Source organism: Rhizorhabdus sp., assembly GCF_018006725.1.
In the GTDB taxonomy this organism is placed as follows: domain Bacteria; phylum Pseudomonadota; class Alphaproteobacteria; order Sphingomonadales; family Sphingomonadaceae; genus Rhizorhabdus.
In genome coordinates this window covers 24647-34844 of sequence record NZ_JAGMXV010000007.1, presented here as the reverse complement: position 1 = coordinate 34844, position 10198 = coordinate 24647, and the positions used below count along the sequence as shown (strand labels likewise).

The following is a 10198-nucleotide window of genomic DNA, read 5'->3' as shown; positions in this document are numbered from 1 at the left end:
TATCCGATCCTGGTGCCGCCCGTGCGGGCAACAGGGACAGAGCAGACAAATGGATGGCCGTCCGGGTGCGCAGCACCTCTTCGTTGGCCGAAGGTGCTGCGCTCGAGCTGCGCGCTGCCGCATGGGCACACCAGGATCGGATAACGGCTGACGAGGCAGATATTGCGGAAGGCAGGCGGCCGCCGGCCCGGCCAGATACAGCGCTCGCGTTCGATCGCGCCAGTGAGCAACTCGATCGCAGCCTCGATCCGGATTTGCGTCGCTCCGGCCACGATCCCGAATCAGTGCAGGGTCCCGAGGGAGCCGGCCTCCTGTCGCGCGGGCCAATGCCAGCGCAACAAAGAACCGAGCCGCCGGCGCTGGTCGAGATCCGGCTCCCCGATCCTGGGCTCGTCGGCGCCGACCATGCGCGCAAGGTCACGCAATCGCTCGAGAGCGCCTTCCGGAGCCTTGATCCGGCCGAGCTGGTCGCTCGTCACGCCGCCGGCAGGGAGGAAGCTGTCCGCCGGCGCGGACCCACCGGATCCTTGCTGGCCGGGGAATATGCCCGAGGTGTGGCGGTCATCGAGCGGATTGCCGCCGAGCGCGGGATCCCGCTCTCGGCGGATCCGCGGCAGAAGACCGCCCGGCACGTCGCGGGGCGCCGCCCGGACACTAACGAACGGTGAGGTGAACGACATGATCAGCCGAATGGCCTCTGCCATCTCCGCATCGCTCGGTAAGCTTCGCCGAGGCGCGTCCGACGTCGCGTTTCTGGCCGTCGACGGCCTCCTCGGCAGCATGGTCGCCGAATACGATCCGGAGCCCGAGCGGCGCAAGGCGCAGCTTTGGAAGTGGATCACCATCGCGTGCATGACTCTCGCCGCTTTGGTCGGCATCACGCTGCTTTGGCCGGCGCGAATGTTTGTCGACAACGTCATCCTCGGCAACTGGCCCATGGCGGCCTGGTGGAGCCAGACGGCGAGCTACTATGGCGGGTTCTTCCCCTATCTCGGCCTTCGGGAATGGTGGTCCGGAACCGTCCCGGTCACCGCGAGCGGGTGGCCGGCGCGTTGGGCCCCGTTCATCTACATGCTGTTCATCAAGTTCGACGGCGCCCGGTATGGGCTGTCGCCCTACCTGATCGTCTTTGTGGTGCCGATGGCGCTCGCAGCCTTCGTCGGTCGCGCGTGTCCCTACGAACTGCGTCCGAAATCTCAGGGCGACGCGAAATGGGCCACGGAAGACGAGCTTCGGAACTCGGAGCTGTTCGCACCCACCGGCATGATCCTCGGTCGCGTGCCCGTCGTGGGGCAGGTCGATTCGACGAGGCGGTCCCGTGGTCACAGCCAGCGCCACTTCCTGCGCAACTGGGAAACGCTGTCCGGAATCCTGATCAGCCCGCCGGGGACCGGCAAAACCGTCCAGCTTGTCACCCAGATCCTGGCGGATTGGCCCGACCACCTGACGCGCTTCCTATTGGGTATCATCCCGATCGCTAAGATCCGTGCGGCCGTTCCCGGCCCGTCCATGCTGATCAACGACCCCAAGGGCGAGATCTACAACACCACGAGCCGGCATCGTGCAACGCTCGGGCCGGTCGTGAAATTGGCATGGGCGGAGACCGATCCCGAACTCGATTGCTGGAACCCGCTGGATCCGAGCAACTATCCCTACGGGTTGGAGGGCATTGCGTTGCGCCGGGCCATTCTCGCGTTGCTGGAGCCGCTCTATGGCCCCTACCGGGGCGCAGCGTTGGGCCAGCTGCTGCTGCTCACGCAGCTGAGGCATGACTGGGCCGACATGCTTGCGGCCGGCCCCGCCATGCTCCTGTCCGACGACCATGGCAAGGAGCTCTGGGACGGACTGCCCCATGCCGGCGCGCCGGCTCGGGATCTGGTCGACCTGGCGGTCGCTGGGCTGCGACCCCATATCGATCGCCTCTACAAGGTCTATGCGGAACGAGAGAAGTACCTGGAAAGCCTGGCGGCGATCCTGATTCCCGAGACTGTCGAACAGCACTGGCGGATCACCGGGCGCGAAGCGCTCGCTGGCATGATGGGATTCGAGATCGCCCGCGCCGAGAATGATCCGGTCAACTATGGCGAACCGAGCATCCCCAAAATACTCGACTGGCTCAATGCATGTACCGGCGGCCGTGGCTTTCGTGATCCTCGCGAAGAGGCGGTGGTCGAAGGTTCCGACGGCGATGCCCATGGAGCTGGAAAATACCTTGGGCAGGACAACGTGGGATCGGCCAACGAGCCGACGGGCGGTGACGCGGATACTGATATGACTGCCCAACTGCTCGAAGCGGCGATTGAAGAGGCTACCCGCAACGGCTACCCGCCTCGCGTGATCAACGACCTGAATGCCCTCCGCATGAAGCCGGATCGGGAACGAGGGTCGGTCATCAGCACGGCCGGCGGGGCGATCAACATCTTCAAGAATGCCGCGGTCCGGGCGAGAACGTCGCGGTCGACGTTCAGGATCACCGATCTCAGGGGTGTTCCCAACGGCAAGAAATCCGGCATGAAGGTCGATCCCATCAGCGTCTACCTTGTCGTCCCGTTGAAGGATGCCAACAGCCTCGGCAGGGTGACGTCGCTGCTGCTCGAGGCGGCCGCTGGGATTCTGCTCTCCGAAGACGACGAGGAGGTCAAGCGGCGCAAGGCGGCGGGCACCATGCGCCCCGTGCTGTTGCTGATAGACGAATTCTGGACGCTGCAGCGCTCTGATTCCCTCCGGCAGCTTCCGGCCCTGGGGCGCGGCCTGTGGGCAATGCTTCTCCTTGTCGGCCAGACTGATGGTCAGATCGCATCGAAATACGGCAGCGACGGTCCAAACGCGGTGAAAGAGCTGAAGGCGAGCTGCCACTACAAGCTCTACCCTGCCCAGAACGACATGGATTCGGCGAAAGGGGTGAGCGAGCTGATCGGCAATCAGACGGTGATCACCCGCAACCGCAGCGAACAGAAAGGCTTTGGGAAGGGGGTCAATCCCTTCTCCCACAACGTCAATACGTCATTCGCCGGCGTACCCCTGATCCGCGCCGAACAGCTCACCCGCTTGCAGAAGCTCGATCCCCGCAAGAACCAGTGGGGTTGGCAGCTGGTGCGATTCGGTGAACATAATATCCTGTGCAGGCCGGCCGCGTGGTTCGACATGCCGGAACTTCGCAAGCGGGCCGGCAAACTTGCCCAGCCGAGGCCGATCGTCCGGCTCGAGGAACAGCAACCGGCGACCGCCAGCGCGAAGCCGCAAGCCGATTTCGCGGAAGTCGCGGCAAAGGCAAATGCCCGCCTCGCCGCCTCGGCCGATCGGGCCTGACAGTGCGAAACGAGAGCGGGCCGATGCAAGCGGCGGCCATCGCGCGGCTGCGAGGCGATGCACTCGCTTCGCTGGCCCAGGTCCTGCCCGATGAGCTCGCCTCGGCCGCCCTCAGCGCCCTCCTCAGCGACGGCAGCATCGCCGCGCGGCTGGTCGCCTTGGCCGGCGACGGCCAGGCTATCGGGCTCCTGCTCTTTTCCGAGCCGGCACATCGTGTCGCGTGGTCCCACGCGACGGTTCGCCAGCAGGACCAGGCCGCAGAAACCGTTTCGTCGCTGCTGCCGGCCGCAACTGCCCTTCGCGCTCTCTACACCAGGCGCTCGGCCGAAGTCGCCCATGTCGCCAGGGTGATCGTCGGTGCCGGCGTCGACCACCATCAGCACGACCGGCCTGCGGTCGAGTTGCTGGCCATCCTGATCGAGGCAGGACTATGCCTCAGCGATGCAGACCGACAGGACTGGGCGGCCCAGGTTCGATCGCATCACCTCGATGTGGCTGAGCGGGCGCGGCGGGCGGACCGGCTGCTGCGGCTCGGCCGCCAGCTGGCGGGCGGCGACGAGGCGGCCGAGCAGGCGGCAGAGCGCGTCGACGACGAACTTCGGCGCATCATCGTGGACCTCCGCCGCATATCGGCGCCTGCCCGCATCTGGCAGCCCCTCCAGGATCTCCTCTTCGTCGGCGAGGGCGAGCGGTGGTCGGCACTGCTTCGCCTGGCGCGGCTTTACGCCGCCTTCAGGCAAGACCAGATCCCCTGAGGTTTCGTTTGGCAAAGTCGCGCCAGCGAAAAGTCCGGCATGAAAACTCCCTGTTGCTTTCCGGACCGGAATGACGCTGACCGTCCAGCGAGTGGCACACCACCGAGCTCAGCCCAGTGCCGAATTAGAGCGGCGCAAGCAACTTGGCCTATGTTCGTGCTGTCGCCGGCCCGATCCGGACAATGCATCCTGTCACGCAGGTCTCTTTCCAAGGGTGAACGAGGACTTGTTGTCCGATGATCTGGTCTTGAGCACCACTTTTCGCCGCTTGCTTGGGAAAGTCTGACTCGCCCGATTGGTGGACGCTGGTTTTACTGGTCGCAGCGCCGCGCAGGCGCCTGAGGAACAGGAAAGGGACCCGTCCAATGTCTGACACAGCAACCGCAAGGTTCACCCCCGCCGCTTACGCGGACACAGACCATGCCCTCGATGCGGCTCTCGACCGGATCTATCTCGAGGTGCTTGAATCGTTCGAGGTGATGATCATTCGCGAGCACGATTTCGGCGTCAGGCGCAATACGCTCGCCAAGATCCGTGCCGACGATTGGACGTTTCGTACTCTGCCGATGTACGACCCGGCCTTCAATCGCCTCGGCCCGGATAACGCGTTCTGGCTCCAGCTGAAGGGCCGGCGCGGGCAGGGATTGCTCGCCACCCTGTCGATGCGGGTCTGGGCGTGGGACGACGTCGAGGATCTGTTCGCCACCAACAGAATCCTCGAGGACGGCTCGGCCGCTGCGCCGTGTGGAAGCGTCGTCACCTGGAAGGGCGCGGCCAGGCCATCGGCGCTTCGGGGAAACCTGGGCTGGCTCGGGGGAGCATGGGTCGATCCGAGCCTTCGGCGCCGGCGGCTGCCCGCTCTGATGCTGGCCTATGCCCAGGCGGTGTTGTTGCGAAACTACAAGGTCAGCTACAGCTTCGGGCTCCTGGAGCACGAAAAGCGCCGGTTGCTGGAAACCAGCTACCGCTTCGCCGGTGTCGAGGAAGGGGCCGAGCTGATGTGGCAGGGTCAGGCCATCCCGCTATTGCTATGCTGGAACGCTGCCGCCGACATGATGCGGATCGTCGAGGACACTGTCGCCGGTGCCGGCGAGACTCGTTCGAGCGACGGCGTCGGCTGACACCTGTCCGCCGCGCTGGGCCCGCGCCTCAGTTGGCGTGCTGGCCCAGCCGGCGGTAGCCGGCGCTGATCGTGCAAACGGCGTCGGGAACGCCTGCATGATACATCGGCAGCGCGATACGCTCGTAGACGAACCGCTTGCCCTCGATCAAGCCCGAGAACCGGTGCATCACCGGGACCCCGGCCTCGATTGCCTCGGCCAGCGCGGCCGCGGCGGCCTCGACATAGGCACTGTCGGGGATGTCCTGAACCCGCATCCCCAGCGGATTGAAGCCCTGGAACACCGCGACGGGGAAACGCCAGCCGCTGGCGGCAAGGCACCAGGCCTTCAGGTTGTCGACCGCATCGGGGTCGGCGATGAGAAGCGTGCCCGTGTTGCCGAGCAGCACGTCGTTTCGCAGCAGCTTCTCCTCGACCTGTGAAAACTCGGTCCATTCACGGCCGCCGATGGCGGACCAGATCTTCAGGACCTCGACGAGATGCGGGTCGCTGATGTCGTCCAGTCTGGCCCGCGCGAAGCAAGAGACCATCGCATTTCCCCATTTCCGAGCAGGCCGGCCTTGAGACCCTTGACCAGAAGCAGACCGCCCTATCGACAACCATCGATCCTCGGCCCATCCTTCTATCCTAGTCAAGCACCGGAGTCGCTGTCCGCATGACCGCCGAGCCCGCCCAGCTGCCCCATCCCGGTCAGAAAGCGTTCCGCGACCCCATTCCGTATGCTGGGGCACTGGTGGCGATGGTGCTCTTCGCGGGCAACTATATCGCCGGCCGGCATGCCGCGGGGCTGGGTTTCAGCCCGGCCGACCTGGTGGCGCTGCGCTATGGCATCGCGGCCGTCGCCACCCTGCCTTTGCTCCTGCGCCACGGATCGGTCGCCCAGCTGGGAGGCATCGGCTGGCGCCGGGGGCTGGCTCTGGTGGTATTCGCCGGCGCACCCTACACGGCTATCGGCTTCGCCGGCCTGGCGCTCGCCCCGGCCGGCCACGGCGCGGTGCTCAATCCTGGTGCGATGATGGTGGCCGGTGTGGTCCTGTCGGCCGTTTTCCTCGGCGAGCCTCTTCGGGCTCCGGTCCTCGCCGGCATGGCGGCCGTGCTGGCCGGCTTGGTGCTGGTTGCCGGCGGCGGTATCGCCCACGGGGATCCCGCAGTAAGGATCGGCGACCTGCTGCTCGCGGGTTCGGGGCTGCAGTACGCGATATTCATGATCCTGGTCAGGCGCTGGAAGATCGGGGCGTTGCAGGGCACGGCCGCGATCAACCTCCTGTCGGCCCTGATCTGGCTTCCACCTTATCTGGCGACAACCGGGATGAGCCTGTTCGATCGGCTTCCGCTGGTCGATATTCTGCTGCAGGCGGGACTCCAGGGGATCGTCATCGGCGTACTTGCCGGCATCCTCTATGTCCATGCCGTCGGGTCTCTGGGCCCGGCCCGGGCGGCGTTCTTTCCAGCCTCTCTACCTGTGCTGGGCACCGTGCTGGCGGCTCTCCTGCTGGGTGAGCCGATGACCTTGCTTCAGGCAGGCGGCGCACTGGCCGTCTGCGCCGGTATGATCGTCGCCCTCAAGCCGGCGCGGCGGCGTGAACCTGCAATCAGCCGAAGAGCCTGAGGGGTACCGAGCTGGGCAGGTCCGGCGGGATCGAGAGGTGGACCGCCCAGATCGTCGGCGCGAGATAGGCGCCGAACGGGATCCGCCGGCAGCGATGCGGGTCCCGGCGCGATCCGACAAGCCACGCGATAGCGCAGGCAACCGCAAGCGCCGCGGCCGCACCTGCGGGACCGGTCCAGGCGGCCGCGGCGGCCAGCAGCTTGAAATCGCCGCCGGGCAGGGCAGAGGAAGGCGCTAGGACGTCGACCAACCGCCAGGTGACAGCGAATACGAGGCATCCGGCCGCAGCCGACGGAAACGTCTCTGGGTTTTTCAGGGACGCTGCCAGGAGACCAAGAGCGGCAAGCGGAAGGGTCAGTTGATCCGGAAGCCTGAAGGCCCGGCAATCCACGCGCGCGAGCGTGGCCAGGGCCGCGGCGAGAATAAGCGCCATCACCCGGTCGGCCTCATCCTCGAAGCGGAGGTGGACCAGGATTCCGGCGAGACAGCCGGCCAGGCCCAGAGCCGCCACGTCGCTCACCCAGTGCTTCCCAATATTGCCGGCCGCATAACCTGCCCGCGACACGGCGAGGGTCGCCAAGCCCCCGAGACCGGCATGCCAAGCCAGCATCGCCATCGCCACGGACGTCATCTCTGGACCGTCGAGGGCGCACCGTTCTGCAGGATGAAATCCGCCGCGCGCTGGGCCTGGCCCGCGGCCCAGAAGAAAACGCGGCGCTGTTCCTTGAGGGCCAGGCATTCCATCCAGCCTCGAACATAGGTCCCATGGTCGGGGCGCAGCACGGTCCCCAGCCCGAACCGCGCGCAAAGAAACGCGGCACCGAGCTCCGCGACCATCTCTTCCTTCGCCCGTTCGGTCTTCTTCCGATAGCCGGCGAGGCTCGGCCGATCGAGCCGCCTCTTCGAACCGGTCGCATGGATGTGCTCGTGGGCCATCACGCCGGCGTAGTACTCGTGGCCGGATAGCCCGTCATAGTCGCCATAGGCAGCCTGGGCGGGGCTCGTGATGCGATCGTAGGCCGGATCCCAGAATGCCTGGTGACCGCCATGGGCAAGTGCCGGGCCCCGGCGGCCGGTCTTCGACGTCCGCCAGTTCGTGAGCAGCTGAAGCAAATCGCGCGCCGCATCGCTCGGGCTTGCCGGCGCGGGCGGCCGGATGTCGGCTCCTTCGATTTGCGCGATGTTGAACCATGGCTGCCGCTCGAACCCCAGCAACGGCCTGACCTCGCCTCCCTCGGGGTCGCCTCCGAGCTGGCCGCCGTGTCGAGGGGCGTTCGAACTGCCGGGCTTCCAGCGCGCCGGCGGCGCGGCTTCGTCGAACACCGGAACCAGGATCACGGTGCCGGTCTCGCCCGCGCGAACCTTGCCGCGCTTGCGCTCCCACTGTTCGGCCGGCGCCCACAGGCTCGCCTTGAACCCGCGCTTCTTGGAGGCGACCGAGAGGGTCAGCAAGTTGCTGGTCCGGAAGCGCCGGCCGCTGAAGGCATTCTCCGGTAGCCCGCCTTCGAGCGCGTGCCAAGGCATGCGCCAGACCCCATTTGGTCCCTGGCCGGCACCGGCCAGGATCTCCTGGGCGATCTGGTCGTAGCCGTCGTCGACGGCAACCAGGTCATGCACCAGCGCGCTCACCGCCAGGCGGCCCGCGCGATGACGCCAAACTCCGGGGCTCGCAGATCGCCGGCGAGGTCGTGGCCCCGCATCGCTCAGCCGCCGCCCTTGCAGGCGGCCACCCTGATCGCGGCGCCGAAATACATCGTTTGCTCGCTCCCGTCGCTCATCAGCATCTTGGCTGCCATGCTTCCGGTCGGTACGAGCATCTGCTCTTCGCCCACGGAAACGACCGCGGGGCCGAACCAGACCTGCCGGTAGCACAGGACGGAGGCTGCCGCCGCTGATGGGACCGCCTCGCCTGCCTTCGGCTTTTCGGACTGATCCTGGGAAACCGCCTTCGGTTGGCCGCCGGCGACCGTGGTGGCCGGGTCGACCGCGGCGGGCTTGCTCTCGGCGGTCGCCGGGGGGGACCAGGCCAGCGTGGTGGCCAGCGCCAGCAGCCGCAGCACCAGATGGCTCTTCGTCATCATTCCCGGCCCTCCTTCAGCCGATCACGTCGACTTCAAAAAAACCCGCCAGCTCGACCTCGTCGCCTGACCGTCGGCGCGACTGCACCAAGGCGGTTCGGTGCGGGCGGATGAAGCGGAGTTTGCCCTTGGGCAGCGCCAGTCGCCGCTCGAGCGCCGCGTGATACATTTCGTCGACCCCGAGGATCATCTTCGATGCAGCCGACGAGATGATGGCCTGCGGGAACGTGGAGATCTCCTGCGCGGCGAGGATCACCATCACGCCGAACTTGCGGGCTTCCCTGAACAGGATGTTCAGGATGTGCTCGTCGTCGCTGTCGATGAAGGCGGACGCCTCGTCGAGCACTATCGCTGTATCGGGCCCGTTCGCCTCGCCCCGGGCCTTGGCCTCCGCGAAGAGCTTGCCAAGCAGGCACTCGACGAAAAACTGCTGCTCGTTGCGAGCGATGGCGCTGATGTTGTAGCGCCATACCGGCCGGTCGACGTCGAATGCCGGCGCCTCGCCTTTGAACAGCCCCGATCCCTCGAGCGACTCCAGCCGATCATACAAACCCTTGACGACATCGAAGCTGTCCCAGGCGATGAGTTCCTCGATCTCGGCCCCGGTCTCCATCCTGTTGACCGCTTCGCTGATCCTCTCGACGAACTTCTCCTTGGCGGCTGCCAGCGCTTGTTCTACGTCGTCACCGCGGATGTTCCTCATCTTGAGGGTGGAGTGCTTCTTTGCCAGCTTGCACACCTCCTCCAGCGCCCGGGCGGCCGAACCGGGCACGCCGATCTTGAGCTGCACGAGTTTCTGATGGACGTCGCGCTTCAGATCGGAGAGCACGGGCTGCCGCTTCGGGTTCTTGGCCCATCCCCTGGGGTCGAAATCGAGCGACCAGCTCCGCGCGTTGCCCGGCTCGAAGCCGTATCTCGCGTACATGTCCATCAACAGCCGGAGCAACGCGGACCGCTGCTTTTCGCCGAGCGTCGCTTGCCGCAGCATCAGCGAGACAAAATTCACTGCCGCGCGTCGCGGGCCGCCATGGTCAGGATCCGATGCCACCTCCAGTGGGTTGAGGCCGGCCTGCGTCGCTTCAGAGAACACCCGGCTGTCCGTCAAGCCGGCGGACACCTGCAGGTCGCCATGCGGGTCAATCAGATGAACCCGCACGCCGGCATGGCCAAGCGCGTCGACTATCCTGCGCAGCTGGTGCGATTTGCCCGAGCCCGACGAGCCCGCGAGGATCAGATGGCCGTTCATCGATGTCGTGCTGTCGAGCGCAAACTCGATCTTCTGTCCGGCGCGCGCGCCCGTCCGCATCGTCGCTGCGCCGAACGGAAT

At 66.3% G+C, this 10198-nt stretch carries 10 protein-coding genes; 5 read left to right on the top strand and 5 right to left on the bottom strand.

The annotated features are described in order from the left end of the window. Positions 1-53 precede the first annotated feature (53 nt). The 4 genes from KAY22_RS02385 (at position 54) to KAY22_RS02370 (ending at position 5185) form a co-directional block, all read left to right on the top strand. A complete protein-coding gene (locus KAY22_RS02385; protein ID WP_296619546.1) occupies positions 54-668 on the top strand; it encodes a hypothetical protein in 615 nt (204 codons plus the stop codon). Between the two features lie 10 nt (positions 669-678). Continuing rightward, positions 679-3309 (top strand): type IV secretory system conjugative DNA transfer family protein, encoded by a 2631-nt coding sequence (locus KAY22_RS02380; RefSeq protein ID WP_296619552.1) that lies wholly within the window; start codon positions 679-681, stop codon positions 3307-3309. Positions 3310-3332: 23 nt separating this feature from the next. Continuing rightward, the gene (locus tag KAY22_RS02375) at positions 3333-4064 is read left to right on the top strand and encodes a hypothetical protein (protein WP_296619544.1); all 732 of its coding nucleotides are present in this window, start codon (positions 3333-3335) and stop codon (positions 4062-4064) included. A 365-nt stretch (positions 4065-4429) separates the two neighbouring features. Next, complete coding sequence (locus KAY22_RS02370) at positions 4430-5185, top strand: hypothetical protein (protein ID WP_296619542.1); 756 nt, start codon at positions 4430-4432, stop codon at positions 5183-5185. 28 nt (positions 5186-5213) lie between these two features. Here the strand turns inward: KAY22_RS02370 and KAY22_RS02365 are convergent, their stop codons facing one another. After that, positions 5214-5714: a hypothetical protein gene (locus KAY22_RS02365; protein WP_296619540.1), complete on the bottom strand. Its 501-nt coding sequence runs from the start codon at positions 5712-5714 to the stop codon at positions 5214-5216. Positions 5715-5839: 125 nt separating this feature from the next. Between KAY22_RS02365 and KAY22_RS02360 the strand changes: the two genes are divergently transcribed. Then, positions 5840-6793, top strand: a complete 954-nt coding sequence (locus KAY22_RS02360) for a DMT family transporter (RefSeq protein ID WP_296619538.1) — start codon at positions 5840-5842, stop codon at positions 6791-6793. Here the strand turns inward: KAY22_RS02360 and KAY22_RS02355 are convergent. The 4 genes from KAY22_RS02355 to KAY22_RS02340 all read right to left on the bottom strand — a co-directional run bounded on the left by KAY22_RS02355 (position 6777) and on the right by KAY22_RS02340 (position 10177). Continuing rightward, the gene (locus tag KAY22_RS02355) at positions 6777-7409 is read right to left on the bottom strand and encodes a prepilin peptidase (RefSeq protein ID WP_296619550.1); all 633 of its coding nucleotides are present in this window, start codon (positions 7407-7409) and stop codon (positions 6777-6779) included. The two genes, KAY22_RS02360 and KAY22_RS02355, sit on opposite strands and share 17 nt — an antisense overlap. An 11-nt stretch (positions 7410-7420) precedes the next feature. After that, on the bottom strand, positions 7421-8422 hold the full coding sequence (locus tag KAY22_RS02350) for a zincin-like metallopeptidase domain-containing protein (RefSeq protein WP_296619534.1): 1002 nt from the start codon (positions 8420-8422) through the stop codon (positions 7421-7423). A 74-nt stretch (positions 8423-8496) separates the two neighbouring features. Continuing rightward, a complete protein-coding gene (locus KAY22_RS02345) occupies positions 8497-8874 on the bottom strand; it encodes a hypothetical protein (protein ID WP_296619532.1) in 378 nt (125 codons plus the stop codon). Between the two features lie 13 nt (positions 8875-8887). Then, a complete protein-coding gene (locus KAY22_RS02340; protein ID WP_296619529.1) occupies positions 8888-10177 on the bottom strand; it encodes a helicase HerA-like domain-containing protein in 1290 nt (429 codons plus the stop codon). Positions 10178-10198 lie beyond the last annotated feature (21 nt).